This window comes from Bradyrhizobium centrosematis (assembly GCF_045571495.1).
Classification (GTDB): domain Bacteria; phylum Pseudomonadota; class Alphaproteobacteria; order Rhizobiales; family Xanthobacteraceae; genus Bradyrhizobium; species Bradyrhizobium centrosematis.
In genome coordinates, this window is record NZ_CP120703.1 from 6,754,082 (window position 1) to 6,768,269 (window position 14,188).

Sequence of the window (14,188 nt, forward strand, 5' to 3'; positions counted from 1 at the left end):
ACCGGGCCTTGATGGATCAGGTCGTGATGGATGAAGTCTTGGCGCTTCAGCCCTCGCGCGGTTTCAAGGCGCGGATGTATTTGATGATCTGGTCGATCTGGGCGTCGGTGAAGGCGCCGTCGAATGCCGGCATCGCCCCTTGCTTGCCGTGCTTGATGCGGTTGCGGATGAAATCGTCGTCGCGCGGCGAGTTCATCAATTGCGGCCCCTTGCCGGCTGCCCGGCCACCGTCGGAGTGACAGAAGCCGCAAGTCCCGGCGAACACCTGCTCGACCTCAAGCGTTCCGTTCCCCGGCGCCGGCGTGGCCGGTTGTCCTTGAGCCATGACAGCGCACAGCAACGAGGCGGCCAGCCCCGCCGGAATCGTTTTGAAATGCAATCTCACGACGTCCGCTCCATCCCGAATCACGCGTCGCCGCTTCGATCGGCCGGGGCGCGGGCTGATGCCCGCGTCCCGGTCGAACGTTTGCGGCAGACTATTTCAGGCTGAAGACGATCAGCGCGCCGTCGTCACGCGGCATGCTCTTGTAGACGCCGCCGAAGTTCGGCGCATACTCGTCCGCCAGCATGCCGCCAAAGCCCGCTGTCATGGCGATATATTGCTTGCCGCCCGCGGAGTAGCTGACGATGCCCCCCTGGTGGCCGGTACCGTTGTTGTGCTTCCACAACTCGGCCCCGGTTTCGGCATCGTAGGCGTGAAGGACGCCGCGGGAATCAGGCACGAACACCAGATTGCCGGCGGTCGACAGCACGCTCCCGAGCGGCGGCTCGGGGTAGCGAACCTCCCATTTCTTTGCCCCGGTGATCGGGTCGCGCGCATCGAGGTGTCCATAGATCTCACCGCCAGGAGGCGGCGCCATCTTGAATTCGGCGCCGATGTTGAGCTGAGCTTGCGGCGCAGTGACCGGCGTCGTCTTCTGGATATCGAGCGTCATGCACCATTCCTGGCCGATCTTGTAGTAGAGACCGGTCTTCGGGCTGTACGAGCCGGCATTCCAGCTGATGCCGCCGCCAATGAACGGACACAGCGGCGGTTCGGTGACCTTCCCGACCGGGAAATCGCGACGCCCGATCAACGCGCCGGTCTTGGGATCGATATCCTTGACGAAGTTGATGTTCTCGACCAACCGCCAGACGTTCTTCACGCCGAGATTGCGGTCGTAGACGAAGACGAAGCCGCCCTTGTTCGGATGAACCACGTATTTCTGGCCGTCTCGCTCGAGCATCACGAACTCGCCGACGGCGCTGTCGAAGTCCCAGGCATCGTGCGGCAGTTCCTGATGGTAGGATTTCAGCTTTCCGGTATCGATATCGAGAGCGATAACCGAGCTCGTATAGAGATTGTCGCCGGGACGCGCACCTTGCGTCTTGTAATCGGCGCCCGACCAGTCGTAGAGCGGCGCCGGGTTTGCGGTGCCCCACAGGACGGTGTTGGTCTCGGAATCGTACGTGCCCGGCATCCAGCCGCCACCTCCGCCGGTGCGCCAGGAGTCATTGCCCCAGGTCTTCATGGCCTCGTCGGTGCCCGCGACCGTCAAGAACTCCCACTTCTTCTTTCCAGTTGTGGCATCCACGGCGAAGATCGGGCCGCGGCCCGGCCATTCGCCGCCTTGCGAGCCGATAATCACGCTGCCCTTGGCGTAAAGCGGCGCGCCGGTGAAGCCGACCGTGAGCTTCTGTGAATCGATCAGCCTGGTCTCCCAGAGGACCTTGCCGGTTTTCGCATCGAGCCCAAAGAGACGACCATCCATCGTGCCGACGAAGACCTTGCCTTCGCCGAGAGCTACGCCGCGGTTGTAGGGAGAGTGGGTCTGCCGGCTGATGAGCGCCTCGTCCAGCTCCGGAAAGAACGACCAGATGACCTCGCCCGTCGCGCCGTTCAGCGCGAAGACGCGGCTGTAGGAACCCGAGTAGTACAGCACACCGTCGGCCGCGAGCGGCATCGACTGCAGGCCGCGCGTCGATCGTCCGGGAAGGTGCATCCAGGCGACGCCCAGATTGCCGACATTGCTCGCGTTGATCTGCGCGAGCGGGCTATAATGATGCGACTTGTATGAACCGTGATAGGTGAGCCAGTCGTTCTGACCGGCGCCCTCGATCCGTGCCGTATCCACGGTTTGGGCCAGCGCCGTCGACGCCGCAAATGCCGCAACGACGAGAACGGGTAAGCCCGAATTGAGCCACTGCTTCCTCATATGCACTTCCTCCCGCTTGATGTTCATTGATTGCGTCTCGTGAACGCCGCTGCGAGGAATGTTTGCAGTTCAATATGCGTCGATCGTCCTCCACCGGACACGGGCTGCAAACAGATGCCCCCTCTCTCGGCGCATGTCGCCAAGGGAGCCACGTTCACTGGCGTGATTGCTGTCGCACGTCTGCTTGCACAGCGTACGACGGATCACAGAATGTGCAAAGACAGAATGCGCGCGGGAGGCGGATTGGCGCAGAGGGCGAATTGAAACGACAGCAGCGCTGACCGTTCGATCGCTAGCGCAGCTATATAGCTAGCCGTAAAGCACGCGCGGCAGGATCGTGACGATGCCCGGCCACAGCGTCAGCAGCAGCACGAATCCAATCATGATCACCAGATACGGCATCGTGACGCGCGCGATGTAGCCGAGGCCATCTTCCGTCAGGCCCTGGATCACGAACAGGTTGAAGCCGACAGGCGGGGTGATCTGCGCCATCTCGACCGCGAGCACGAGGAACACGCCGAACCAGATCTCGTCGAAGCCCGCCCCCTTCACGATCGGCAGCACGATCGGCAGCGTCATCACGATCATAGAGAAGCCGTCGAGGAAGCAGCCGAGCACGAGATAGAAGATGACTAGCACCACGATCAGCATGAAGGGCGACAGGCCAAGCCCCTTCACGAACGCGGCGACGGCCTGGGGAATACCGAGGAACGCCGCGGCATTGCCGAGGATCGAGGCACCCAGCACGATCAGCGCGATCATCGAGCAGGTCACGACCGAGCCGATCAGCACGTCGCGCATCACCTGTTGCGACATCGCGCCCTGCGCCCAGGCAACCAAGCCAGCGCCGAGCACGCCGACCGCGGCGGCCTCCGAGGGCGTCGCCAGTCCGCCATACATCGAGCCGAGCACGCAGGCGATCAGGAACAGCGCGGGCGCGAGGTCCTTCAACGCGGCGAAGCGTTCGCCCCACGGCACCTGCGAGAGCTTGGCTTCCGTCTCCGGCACCATCGCGGGCTTGAGGCTCGTGTGCAGCATCACCCAGGCCATGAAGGTGGCGGCCAGCAGGAAGCCTGGCAGCACGCCGGCGGTGAACAGCTTCAGGATCGAGACGTCGCCGAGCACGCCGTAGATGATCATGATGTTGGACGGCGGGATCAGGAAGCCGAGCGTGCCGGCGCCGGCGAGCGAGCCGATCGCAATGTCGCGCGAATAGCCGCGGCGCAACAGCTCGTTGAGCGACATGCGGCCGATCACCTGCGTGGTCGCCGCCGACGAGCCGGAGATCGCCGCGAAGATAGTGCAGCCGATCACGTTGACATGCAGCAGACGGCCCGGCAACAGTCCCGCCCAGGGCGCAAGTCCCTGGAATAGCGACCGCGAGAGGCGGGTGCGGAACAGCAATTCGCCCATCAAGATGAACAGCGGCAGCGCCAGCAGCTCCTGCGTGGTCAGGATGTTCCAGGCGTATTGCGGCAGCAGCTTGTCGAGCGGGATCGAGCGGAACATCGCGAGCAGCAGCGTCGCCGTGAGAGCGAGCGTCAGGCCAATCCACACGCCGCACGCCAGCAGCGCGAACAGGATCGCGAACAGGGCAACGACTTCGATCGTCATGCGATCTCGAATCCGTGTGCGAGCAAGGCAATCATTCGACGGGCGAGGCCTTCATGCGCTGATCCTCCAGCGGCAGGCCGAGCACGGCCTGGATCGCGCGCGCCAGGAACTGGAGCGTCAGCAGCAGCATGCCGAAGGTGACGACGCTTTGCGGAAACCACAGCGGCGTGTCGCTGGAGGTCGAGACCTGGCCGCGCGTGTACGCGGCAAAGGCGAACTTCGCCATCGCTGACGTCAGAAAGGCCATGAAGGCGAAGCCGGCGGCCGCCGACAGGATCTCGAGCGCGCGCTGCACCGGCCCTGGTGCGTTCTTCAGCAGCAGCACGACACGGATGTGGCCGCCGACACGCAGGGTCATGGCGGCGCCAAAGGTGAAGGACGCCGCCATCAGATAAGACGAATATTCCCAGGCGATCGAGATCGTCGGCGGGAAGAACGGCAGGAAGTTCGATAGGAAGCGCGTTGCGACCTCGCACAGCATCAGCAGGGTCAGCATCAACAGGCAGCCACCGCCGATCCAACCGTCGAGACGGCCGAGACGGTCGATGCTGTCAAGCAGGATCCGCAGCGGCACTGGGGCCGCTGCGTTGAGGCTTTGCGGTGCTTCGGACGAAACGCTCGCCACGATCCCGCCCTCAGCCGCGCTTCATTTCGGCGAGATAGGCGCGCACCGGCTTGTCGGCCGACGGCACGCGCTTGAGGAAGGCATCGAGCTGCGGCGCGGTCTTGGCCCGGATGTCCGCCATCATTGCATCCGACACCGGCACCACCTCCATGCCGCCTTCCTTGAGGCGGTTGAGGCTGTCGACGTCGGCCTTGAGCGAATTGGCCCAGAAGCCCGGCTCCATCTTCGCCGCGATATCCGCGACGAGCTTCTGCTGGTCGGCGCTGAGCGCCTTCCAGGAATCGAGATTGACGGTGAGCATCTGCGACGACCAGACATGGTTGGTCGGGTAGACATATTTCAGGAATTCCCAGAACTTGCCGTCGACACCCGACACCGACGAGGTGGAGACGCCGGCCACCGCGCCGGAGGCGAGCGCGGGAATCGTTTCGCCCCAGGGGATCATCACCGCCGCCATGCCGATCGCATTCAGCATCTCGACCGCATTCTTGTCGGGTACGCGGATCTTGATGTTCTTCAGGCCCTCGACGTCGGCGACTTTCGCCTTGAGGTGCAGATATTGCGTCGGCCAGGGCACGATGTAGAGAATCTTCTGGTTGTTGCGCGCCGCGATCTTCTCGTATTCGGGCCGTACGTATTTGTGCAGCACCTTCAACTCGTCGACGGAGCCGCAGAGGAACGGGATGCTCTCGACGCCCATGAAGGGCTCGTCGCCGACCTGCTGGATGTTGAGGACGTCCGCCAGCGGCACCAGGCCGTCGCGCACGGCGCGTAGGTGCTCGGGTCCCTTGAAGCCGAGCTGGCCGCCGGCCTTCACGGTGATCGTGACCGAGCCACCCGTCTGCTTCTTCACCTCTTCGGCGAAGGCCATCGCGTTCTGAGTGTGGAAATTGCCGTCGGGCCAGACCGTCGACATGTCCCAGCTTGTCGTCGCCGCACGGGCGCGGGTCGAGATGTGGCCGGCGGCGAGCAGCGTCGCTGCGCCCGCGGTGAAGTTCCGTCGCGTGATCATTGCACCCCTCCGTTTACCGAGCGCATTGATGCATCAACGCGCGTACCCATAGACCCTGACTGCGTTCTCCGAAGACACGAGACCGCTCGCGACGTCGTCGTTGACGGCCGCGCGATCACGTTCCCTGGGATCGCCGATGCCCGCGCCGCCGGGCGTCAGCACCACCAGCCGGTCATCCGGCGGCACCTGCTGAAAGCCCTTGCCACGCAGCTTCTTCCCCGATTTGAGGCCGACATAGCCGGCCTCGCCGTTCTGGCCGCCATCGCGGCCGCGCGGCGGATGATCGATGCGGTCGAACGCCGCCAGGATGTCGAACGGCGCATCGACGCCGCTGCCGACCTCGATGATCTGGCCGAGGCCGCCGCGGGTGCGGCCTGCCCCGCCGGAATCCGGCCGCAGCTCCTTGCGCCAGAAGATCAAAGGCGTCTGCGTCTCCGCGATCTCGACCGGGGTGCCGCGCACGCCGCTGGGATAGGCGGTCGCCGACAGGCCGTCCTTGCCGAAGCGCGCACCGGTGCCGCCATTCGAGGTGACCGCCATCGAGAACCCGTAATTGCCGCCGACGCCGGAGCGCGTCTGTCCGCGCACATTGAGATTCCACAGGCAGGAGGTGCCTTCCGCGGGCACGCGCTCGGGGATGATCTGGCGCAGGCAGCCGAAGACGACGTCGGGAAGCATCTGGCCGATGACGTGACGCGAGGCGACCGGCGCCGGCTTCGGCGCATTTAGGATCGCTCCTGCCGGAGCCGACACCGTCAGCGGCGAGAGCGAGCCGGCATTGTTCGGGATCTGCGAGGCGACGACGCAGCCGAGGCCGAACACGGTGTAAGCCGTGGTGTAGGACAGCGGCACGTTGATGCCGAACTTCGAGGCCGCGGACGTGCCGTCGAAATCGACGTGGATGCCCTGGTCCGAGATCGTCAGCGTCGCGGCCAGCGTCACCGGGGCATCATAGCCGTCGACCACCATGGTGTTGCGCCAGCTTCCCTTCGGCAGCTTTGCGATCTCGGCCAGCACGGCCTCGCGCGAGCGATCGCAGATGTAATCGCCGAGCTCGTCGAGCGTATCGATGCCGAACTCACTCATCATCTCGACCAGGCGCTCGCAGCCGACGTCGTTGCAGCCGGCGAGCGAATAAGTGTCACCTTCGGTGTCGATCGGGAGCCGCGTGTTGGTGCGGATCATCGCCATCAGCGTCTCGTTGACGACGCCCTGGTCGATCAGCTTCAGCATGGGGATGTAGAGCCCCTCCATGAACACGTCGGTGGCATCGGGCCCGAAGCCGATGCCGCCGATATCCATGAGATGGCTGGTGCAGGAGAACAGCGCCACCGGCTTGCCCTCCTTGAAGCAGGGGGTGGTGACGACGAAGTCGTTGAGATGACCGGTGCCCATCCAGGGATCGTTGGTGATGTAGGCATCGCCCTCCTTCATCGTCTCGATCGGGAAGTGATCGATGAAATGCTTGACCGATTCCGCCATCGAGTTGACGTGGCCGGGCGTGCCGGTCACCGCCTGCGCCAGCATCCGGCCCTTGAGGTCGAACACGCCGGCCGAGAGGTCGCCGCATTCGCGCACGATCGGGCTGAAGGCGGTGCGGAGCAGCACCTGCGCCTGCTCCTCGACCACGGCGATCAGCCGGTGCCACATGATCTGCAGATCGATCAGGCTCGCGCCATTTGCCTTGCTCATGATCAGGCTGCCTTTCGTTCCATGACGATGCTGCCGGCACCGTCGATATGGGCGTCGAAACTGGTGGAGACGAAGGTGGAGGTCTCGTCCTCGGCAATCACGGCGGGACCTGCGATGGTCGCGCCGGGCGCCATGTCCTCGCGGCGATAGAGCGGGATCTCGATCACCTCGCCTGCCCGGCCGTCGAAGAATTTTCGGCTGCCGGACGCCTTGGCCGCGGGTTTGCGCGCCACGGACGCGATGGCGGGCGGATTGCGTGCCTCGGTGGTCGCCAGCACCGACCAGCTCAACACCTCGATGGCCGCGCCCGGAATGGGCCGCTCGAACATCGCGGAATAGTCCGCCTCGAATTTCTGGCGCAGGCCCGTGAGATCGGCCGAGGTCAGCCGCCGGTTCGGCAGCTCGACCGAGATCTCATGGCCCTGGCCGACATAGCGCATGAAGGCGGCGCGGCGCTCGCGCACCGGCGCGCCGGCGGCGCCGGGCTCGACCAACGCACGCGCTTCGGTTGCCATCTCCTGCAAGAGATCGGAAACCGCCTCGGTGTCGAAGTCATCGAGGCGGACGTGACGGCTGCGCACCAGCTCATAGGCGATCGGCGCGGCGAGAAAGCCGACCGCCGAACCGACGCCGGCATTCGACGGCACGATCACGCGGGAGACGCCGATCTTCTCGGCGACGCGGGCCGCATGCAGCGGCGCAGCGCCACCGAAGGCAATCAGCGTGTGCTGGCCGACCACGGCACCGCGCTCGACCGCATGCACGCGCGCCGCACTCGCCATGTTCTCGCAGACGACCTCGTGCACTGCATAGGCCGCGGTTTCCGCCGACAGCCCGAGCGGCTCGCCGACATCGCGCAGCAGCGCCTGTTTCGACAGCTCGGGATCGAGCTTGATCGTGCCGGCCGCGAACGCGTCGGGATCGATCATGCCCAGCGCAACGTCCGCATCCGTCACGGCCGGACGCTGGCCGCCACGGCCGTAGCAGGCCGGTCCCGGCTCCGAGGATGCACTTTCCGGCCCCACGGTGACGCGCTTCATGGCATCGACATGCGCGATCGAGCCGCCGCCGGCGCCGATCTCGACCATCTCGATCACGGGGATGCGCACCGGCAGGCCGCTGCCTTTGAGGAAGCGCGCCGCGCGATCGACCTCGAATACGCGCGAGGTTTCGGGTTGGTATTTCTCGATCAGGCAGATCTTCGCGGTGGTGCCGCCCATGTCGAAGGACAGGACCTTGCTCTCGCCCAGACGCGCCGCGATCTGCGCCGCGAAGATGGCACCGCCCGCTGGGCCGGATTCGACGAGACGCACCGGGAAACGCCGCGCCGTCTCGATCGAGGTGACGCCGCCGCCAGAAGTGACGAGGTAGATCGCGCCGCGGAACTGCTCGACCTGCAGGGCATCGGCCATGCGGGCGAGATAGCCGTCGATCAGGGGTTGCACATAAGCATTCGCGACCGCAGTTGATGTGCGCTCATACTCGCGAATCTCGGGACAGACGGCGGAGGACACCGTCACGGAGAGACCGGGCATCTCCTCGGCCAGGATCGCGGCGGCACGGCGTTCATGCTCGGGATTGGCGTAGGAGTGCAGGAAAGCGATCGCAACGCTCTCGACGCCGAGCTCGCGCAATTTTGGCGCGAGTGCACGCAGCGAGGCTTCGTCGAGCGGGAGGCGGACGGAGCCGTGAGCGTCGACGCGCTCGGGCACGGTAAAACGCAAGGACCGCGGCGCCAGCGGCTTGGGCTTGTCGATGGTGAGATCGTACTGGTCGTAGCGGCTCTCGGTGCCGATATCGAGCACGTCGCGAAAGCCTTCGGTCGCGATCAGGGCGGTCTTGGCACCGCGGCGCTCGATAATGGCGTTGGTCGCGAGCGTGGTGCCGTGAATGAAGACGTCGATGTCGCTGATATGGGCACGCGCATCCGCGAGAATGAGACGCATGCCGTCCAGCACCGCCTGCTCGGGCCGCTGCGGCGTGGTCAGCACCTTGCGCGTCTTGCGCAACTCGCCCACGTCCAGCACGATGTCGGTGAACGTGCCACCGATATCCACGGCAAGCCGCACCTCGGCTCCCTCAAGCATTCCAAATTCTCCGTGCTGATCGTCAAGACTGAGGTCGAAAACGCAGCAATTTCCGTGCCATGACCGACGAGGACAACGCCGCGCCCGGCTATTCTGCTAGGCACCTATGCAATAGGCAAGGCGTGTTCGCTGCCTTCGCGATCAGAGCAGGAATGCAAGCGCCGCTTCGCAGCGCTCCTCGACCTTTAGCGTCAAGAGATCGTCGGCGCGGGTGCGCCCGAGATTGACCGCAGCGATCGGAATGTTGCGCTGTGCCGCCGCCTTTACGAAGCGGAATCCGGAATAGACCATCAGCGACGAGCCGACGATCAACATGGCGTCGGCCTGCGCCAGATGATCCTGCGCGGCGGCCACGATGTCGCGCGGGACGTTCTCGCCGAAGAACACGACGTCGGGCTTGAGAATGCCGCCGCAGGCTTCGCAAGCGGGCACCTTGAACGACGAGAAATCCGCGTGCTCCAGATCGGCGTCGCCGTCCGGTGCATCCGCGGCATCGAGCGTCAACCATTCCGCATTCGCGCGGCCGAGCGCGTGCTGGAATTCGCTCCGCGGCGTCTTCGCCCCGCAGCCCATGCAGCCAACGAGATCGAGCCGGCCATGCAGGTCGATCACCTGGCGATGGCCGGCGGACTGATGCAGCCGGTCGACGTTCTGGGTCAGCAGCATCTCGCACCGCCCGCTCGCCTCGAGGCGGGCGAGCGCATGATGCGCATCGTTCGGCCGCGCCTGGCCAAACCGGCGCCAGCCGATCAGGCTGCGCGCCCAGTAGCGGCGGCGCGTATGTTCGTCCGACATGAAGGCCTGAAAATTGACCGGCTGGGTCCGCTTCCAGTTGCCATGGTCGTCGCGATAATCGGGAATGCCCGAATTGGTGCTGCAGCCGGCGCCGGTCAGCACGAACAGCCTTTCGTGCCGACCGATGAAGTCCTGAAGCGATTGGTTTGTCATGGCGCAGATGTAGTCTGCGCAGGCGAGTTTCGCCAGATCACATCGCTAGCTCGCCCAGTTCTCGCGAAACTCCGGAAACAGCGTCAGGCCTCCGCAGGCATAGAGGGTCTGTCCGGTGATGTAGCTCGCGTCGTCAGAGGCGAGGAAGGCGAACACAGCGGCGATCTCTTCCGGCGTGCCGACGCGCCCCATGGGGATGTGGCTGGTGACGACACCCCGCTTGTCCGGATCGCCGGTCCAGGCGGCGTTGATCGGCGTGTCGATCGCACCCGGCCCCACGGCATTGACGCGAATACCACGGCCGGCGAACTCCAGAGCCAGCGTGCGCGTCAGGTTGGCCATGCCGCCCTTGCTGATCGAATAAGCGAGATAACCGGGCTTTGGAATGATCTGGTGCACGCTCGAACAGTTGATGATGCTGCCCCCTCCCCCACGCGCGACGAAATGCGCGAGCGCCTTCTGCGCGCAGAGCACGGCACCGTTGAGGTTGACATCGATGATGCGGCGATAGGTTTCGACATCGAGCGCCTCGCTCGGCGATTCCTTCTGGAAGCCGGCGTTGTTGACGAGACAATCGAGACGTTTCCAGCGCGACAGGATCGCCTCGAACATCGCGGCAATGTCCTGCTCATCGCCAACATTGGCCCTGACGATACAATGATCGGGCGCGCTGTGGCCGCGATCGCTCGAAGCCGCCCGAGCAAGCGCGAGCGTCTCCTCGGCCCTCTCAACGTTCTCGAAATAATTGATGGCGACGGTCGCGCCTTCCTGGGCGAGCCGGACGGCGACGGCGCGGCCGATGCCTTGCGAGGCGCCGGTCACCAGCGCGTATTGGCCGACAAGGCGCGACGGAAAGGAGCTCGGACGTTCGGTTTGCGGCATGTGTTCTCTCCGGGATGCTTCATCATGGATGGAACAGGCGTTTTGTTCCATCCCTTGCCCGCATTCCCCGACTTCAGTCCGCGCGACGCGCCAGTGGCGAGGTCAGGATCTGATACAGGATGATGGCGCCGAAGGTCGCCGTGCCGATGCCGCCGATCGTGAATGCGCCGAACTTGAGCGTCAGGTCGCCCGCGCCCGCGGTCAACGCCACCGCGGCGGTGATCAGGTTTGCAGGATTTGCAAAGTCGACCTTGTTCTCGACCCAGATCCGGCCCGCCATCGCCGCGATCAGGCCGAACAGCACGATCGAGAGACCGCCGATGACAGGGCCCGGGATCGACAGGATCAGCGCGCCGAATTTCGGCGAGAAGCCGAGCAGGATCGACACAATGGCGGCGAAGGCAAACAGCAATGTCGAGTAGACCTTCGTCGCCGCCATTACGCCGATATTCTCGGCGTAGGTGGTGACCCCGGTGCCGCCGCCGCAGGCGGCGACAATGGTAGCCAAGCTGTCGGCGAACAGGGCGCGGCCGAGATAGGCGTCAAGGCTTCGGCCCGTCATGGCGCCGACGGCCTTGATATGACCGAGGTTCTCGGCAACGAGAATGATCGCGACCGGCGCAATGAGGAAGATTGCATCGGCCTGGAACGTCGGCGCGGTGAAGTTCGGCAGGCCGATCCACGGCGCGGCCGCCAGTTGCGCGAAGTCGATCGGCTTGCCGAAGCCGAGCCCGTTCGCGAACAGCAGATACAACAGATACCCGCCGATCGCGCCGAGGATGATCGGCAGGCGTCGCCACAGTCCGGGGGCGGCAACGGCAACGATGCCGATGATCAGAACGGTCGCGAGTCCGATTGCGGTGTCGAACGTGCCGGCGCTCACCGCCTTGACCGCCACCGGCGCGAGGTTGAGGCCGATCGCGGCGACCACGGCGCCGGTGACGGCCGGCGGCAGCAGCCTCTCGACCCAGCCGACCCCCGACCACATCACGATCAGCGCGATCACCCCGTACAGCACGCCGGCGCCGATGATGCCGCCGAGCGCGACCGAAATGTTGGGGTTCGCCCCCTGCCCGGCATAGCCGGTAGCCGCAATGACGACGGCGATGAATGCGAAGCTCGAACCGAGATAGCTCGGCACGCGCCCCGCGACGATGACGAAGAAGATCAGCGTGCCGATGCCGGAGAACAGGACCGCAACGTTGGGATCGAACCCCATCAGCAGCGGGGCGATGATTGTCGAGCCGGACATCGCGACGCAATGCTGCAGACCGGAGACGACGGTCTGCCCCCATGACAGTCGCTCCTCCGGCATGATCACGCCGGAGGTCTTGAGCTTCCAACGCGGGAAATAGCCCTGTGCTCGCTCGTCCGAGCCCGTTACAGTCGACATGTTCCCCCCGATTGCGGTGCAGCGATCGATCTTCGTGCGAACAGACAAAAATGTGATTGTCGCTTCTGCGGCGGTCATCACATGATGCAAGACATGCAAGATCAAATGCTTGCATCATCAATGCGTTCCGGGGCCACTCTATGACACAAGTCGCGATCCAGCCAGCCATCCGCGCCCGGCATCAGCCCTGGTACAAGATCCTCTACGTCCAGGTCCTGATCGCGATCGCGCTCGGCGTTTTGATCGGCTATGCCTATCCCGATCTGGGCAAGGCCTTGAAGCCGCTCGGCGACGGCTTCATCGCGCTGATCAAGATGATGATCGCGCCGGTGATCTTCTGCACCGTGGTGCACGGCATCTCCTCGATGGGCGACCTCAAGCGCGTCGGCCGGGTCGGGCTGAAGTCGCTGATCTATTTCGAGACGGTCTCGACCGTCGCGCTCGCGGTGGGTCTGCTGGTCGGCGAGGTGCTCCAGCCCGGGCACGGCTTCAACATCGACCCAGCCACGATCGATCCGAAATCGGTGGCAACCTATGTCACCAAGGCCAAGGAGGAAGGCATCGTCGCCCATCTGATGGCGATCATTCCCGACAGCTATGTGGGGGCGATCGCCCGTGGCGACCTGTTGCAGGTGTTGCTGATCTCGATCCTGTCCGGCTTCGCCATCGCCTTTCTCGGCAAGGCCGGCGAGCCCATTGCAGACGCGATCGACAAGGCCGCGAAGATGTTCTTCGGCATCATCCGCATCATCGTGCGCGTTGCCCCGATCGGCGCCTTTGGCGCGATGGCGTTCACGGTCGGGGCGTATGGCCTCGGCTCGCTGCTCAATCTCGCCGCCCTGATCGGCACATTCTACCTGACCAGCATCCTGTTCGTGCTGATCGTGCTCGGGGCGATCGCGCGCCTCGCCGGCTTCTCGATCCTGCGCTTCATCGCCTACATCAAGGACGAGCTTTTGATCGTGCTCGGCACCTCGTCCTCCGAGACCGTGCTGCCGCAGATGATCCAGAAAATGGAGCATCTCGGTGCCTCGCGTTCCGTGGTCGGGCTCGTCATTCCGACCGGCTACAGCTTCAACCTCGACGGCACCAATATCTACATGACGTTGGCGACGCTGTTTCTGGCGCAGGCGACCAACACGCATCTGACTATCTGGCAGGAGCTCGGCATTCTCGGCATCGCGATGATCACCTCGAAAGGCGCCTCGGGCGTGACCGGCGCCGGCTTCATCACGCTCGCCGCGACGCTCTCGATCGTGCCCGACATCCCGATCCAGTCGATCGCGATCTTGGTCGGCATCGACAAATTCATGAGCGAATGCCGCGCGCTGACCAATCTGATCGGCAACGGCGTTGCCTGCGTCGTCATCAGCATGTCCGAAGGCGAGCTCGACCGCGATGCGCTGCACGAGACCATGGCCCATCCGCTGGCGATCGGCGAGGCGCTGGAGCCGGGCGGAAACGCGGCGTCATAGGCCGAAGCACGGCAGGGCTATCGCATATGGGTGGGACTTTTCCTTTTGGCCATCCTTCGAGACGCCCGCCGCTGGCGGGCCCTCAGGATGAGGATCGAGTACGCGGCTGTCGTCCAACAACAGATGTTGCTGAGCCTCATCCTGAGGAGACCGCGAAGCGGTCGTCTCGAAGGACGAGGCGCGCGCTCAGGTGGCGCAAAATATTCCTTGCGATGGCCCCTCCCTGCACGCCAGAAGGCACGGCCCGGTTCCGACGCGGTAGTTT

General features: G+C 64.6%; 11 protein-coding genes. 1 reads left to right on the forward strand and 10 read right to left on the reverse strand.

Annotated elements, in window-relative coordinates; genetic code table 11:
* Nucleotides 1-46: 46 nt before the first annotated feature.
* The 10 genes from P6U31_RS31865 to P6U31_RS31910 form a co-directional block, all read right to left on the reverse strand.
* Entirely contained in the window at nucleotides 47-385 is a 339-nt protein-coding gene (locus P6U31_RS31865) for a c-type cytochrome (RefSeq protein WP_407185594.1), read from the reverse strand.
* 91 nt (nucleotides 386-476) lie between these two features.
* The gene (locus P6U31_RS31870; protein ID WP_407190010.1) at nucleotides 477-2,195 is read right to left on the reverse strand and encodes a pyrroloquinoline quinone-dependent dehydrogenase; all 1,719 of its coding nucleotides are present in this window, start codon (nucleotides 2,193-2,195) and stop codon (nucleotides 477-479) included.
* A 309-nt stretch (nucleotides 2,196-2,504) separates the two neighbouring features.
* Nucleotides 2,505-3,809 (reverse strand): TRAP transporter large permease, encoded by a 1,305-nt coding sequence (locus P6U31_RS31875; RefSeq protein ID WP_407185595.1) that lies wholly within the window; start codon nucleotides 3,807-3,809, stop codon nucleotides 2,505-2,507.
* 31 nt (nucleotides 3,810-3,840) lie between these two features.
* Nucleotides 3,841-4,434, reverse strand: coding sequence for a TRAP transporter small permease subunit (locus P6U31_RS31880; RefSeq protein WP_407185596.1), 594 nt, complete (start codon nucleotides 4,432-4,434; stop codon nucleotides 3,841-3,843).
* A gap of 10 nt (nucleotides 4,435-4,444) precedes the next feature.
* On the reverse strand, nucleotides 4,445-5,446 hold the full coding sequence (locus P6U31_RS31885) for a TRAP transporter substrate-binding protein (protein WP_407185597.1): 1,002 nt from the start codon (nucleotides 5,444-5,446) through the stop codon (nucleotides 4,445-4,447).
* 33 nt (nucleotides 5,447-5,479) lie between these two features.
* The gene (locus P6U31_RS31890; RefSeq protein WP_407185598.1) at nucleotides 5,480-7,138 is read right to left on the reverse strand and encodes a hydantoinase B/oxoprolinase family protein; all 1,659 of its coding nucleotides are present in this window, start codon (nucleotides 7,136-7,138) and stop codon (nucleotides 5,480-5,482) included.
* 2 nt (nucleotides 7,139-7,140) lie between these two features.
* On the reverse strand, nucleotides 7,141-9,225 hold the full coding sequence (locus P6U31_RS31895; protein ID WP_407185599.1) for a hydantoinase/oxoprolinase family protein: 2,085 nt from the start codon (nucleotides 9,223-9,225) through the stop codon (nucleotides 7,141-7,143).
* Between the two features lie 141 nt (nucleotides 9,226-9,366).
* Nucleotides 9,367-10,173 carry an NAD-dependent protein deacetylase gene (locus P6U31_RS31900; protein WP_407185600.1) on the reverse strand — a complete coding sequence of 269 codons (807 nt, stop codon included), beginning with the start codon at nucleotides 10,171-10,173 and terminating at the stop codon, nucleotides 9,367-9,369.
* 45 nt (nucleotides 10,174-10,218) lie between these two features.
* Complete coding sequence (locus P6U31_RS31905) at nucleotides 10,219-11,055, reverse strand: SDR family oxidoreductase (RefSeq protein ID WP_407185601.1); 837 nt, start codon at nucleotides 11,053-11,055, stop codon at nucleotides 10,219-10,221.
* Nucleotides 11,056-11,128: 73 nt separating this feature from the next.
* A complete protein-coding gene (locus tag P6U31_RS31910; RefSeq protein WP_407185602.1) occupies nucleotides 11,129-12,448 on the reverse strand; it encodes a solute carrier family 23 protein in 1,320 nt (439 codons plus the stop codon).
* Between the two features lie 140 nt (nucleotides 12,449-12,588).
* On the opposite strand from P6U31_RS31910, the gene P6U31_RS31915 reads away from it, so the two are divergent.
* On the forward strand, nucleotides 12,589-13,923 hold the full coding sequence (locus P6U31_RS31915) for a dicarboxylate/amino acid:cation symporter (RefSeq protein ID WP_407185603.1): 1,335 nt from the start codon (nucleotides 12,589-12,591) through the stop codon (nucleotides 13,921-13,923).
* Nucleotides 13,924-14,188: the final 265 nt, after the last annotated feature.

Excerpts from the sequence above, each read along its gene's own strand:
- P6U31_RS31870 (WP_407190010.1), bottom strand. The coding sequence starts at position 2,195 with ATGAGGAAGCAGTGGCTCAATTCGGGCTTACCCGTTCTCGTCGTTGCG.
- P6U31_RS31875 (WP_407185595.1), bottom strand. The coding sequence starts at position 3,809 with ATGACGATCGAAGTCGTTGCCCTGTTCGCGATCCTGTTCGCGCTGCTG.
- P6U31_RS31885 (WP_407185597.1), bottom strand. The coding sequence starts at position 5,446 with ATGATCACGCGACGGAACTTCACCGCGGGCGCAGCGACGCTGCTCGCC.
- P6U31_RS31890 (WP_407185598.1), bottom strand. The coding sequence starts at position 7,138 with ATGAGCAAGGCAAATGGCGCGAGCCTGATCGATCTGCAGATCATGTGG.
- P6U31_RS31895 (WP_407185599.1), bottom strand. The coding sequence starts at position 9,225 with ATGCTTGAGGGAGCCGAGGTGCGGCTTGCCGTGGATATCGGTGGCACG.
- P6U31_RS31900 (WP_407185600.1), bottom strand. The coding sequence starts at position 10,173 with ATGACAAACCAATCGCTTCAGGACTTCATCGGTCGGCACGAAAGGCTG.
- P6U31_RS31905 (WP_407185601.1), bottom strand. The coding sequence starts at position 11,055 with ATGCCGCAAACCGAACGTCCGAGCTCCTTTCCGTCGCGCCTTGTCGGC.
- P6U31_RS31910 (WP_407185602.1), bottom strand. The coding sequence starts at position 12,448 with ATGTCGACTGTAACGGGCTCGGACGAGCGAGCACAGGGCTATTTCCCG.
- P6U31_RS31915 (WP_407185603.1), top strand. The coding sequence starts at position 12,589 with ATGACACAAGTCGCGATCCAGCCAGCCATCCGCGCCCGGCATCAGCCC.